1 protein-coding gene is annotated in these 495 nt (G+C 64.6%); it reads right to left on the minus strand.

The genetic code is table 11. The features are described from left to right. Nucleotides 1-495, minus strand: a 495-nt coding sequence (locus KTF55_RS09890; RefSeq protein ID WP_367303222.1) for an SIS domain-containing protein, incomplete at both ends; no start/stop codon positions are given.

A 495-nucleotide genomic window follows, 5' to 3' on the forward strand; every position in this document is an offset into this window, starting at 1 on the left:
ATCCACGGGGAGACGATGACGCGGAACTCGTCGTCAAGGCCGGGGATCGCGAACTCGGCGGTGTCGATGATGTTGATGTCGGTGTCGCCGGTCACGCCGCGGGTCAGGAAGGCGCGGACGCGCTCGTCGAGCTTGCGGTTCTCGTCCTCGCCCATGAACAGGAACACGGGGACGCCGGGCTCCACGAGCTCGAGGGTGCCGTGGAAGAAGTCGGCCGAGGTGATGTAGCGGGTGCGCTTCCACTGCATCTCCTCCAGGATGCACATCGAGAACAGGATGGTCTCGCCCCACAGGGCGCCGGAGCCGATGAACATGGTGTAGGGGGCCAGGGCGTACTTCTTGGCGAGCTCCTCGGCGCGCGGCTCGAAGCGCTTGCGGATATCGAGCATGTCCTTCCAGATGTCCTTGGTCTGCTCGATAAACAGGTCAAACTTGGGGAAGCAGCCGCGGCGGTTGAGCAGGCGCAGGCCGAAGCAGTCGGCGAGGTAGTAGCCC

It is taken from the genome of Collinsella sp. MSK.8.10 (assembly GCF_019041915.1).
Classification (GTDB): domain Bacteria; phylum Actinomycetota; class Coriobacteriia; order Coriobacteriales; family Coriobacteriaceae; genus Collinsella.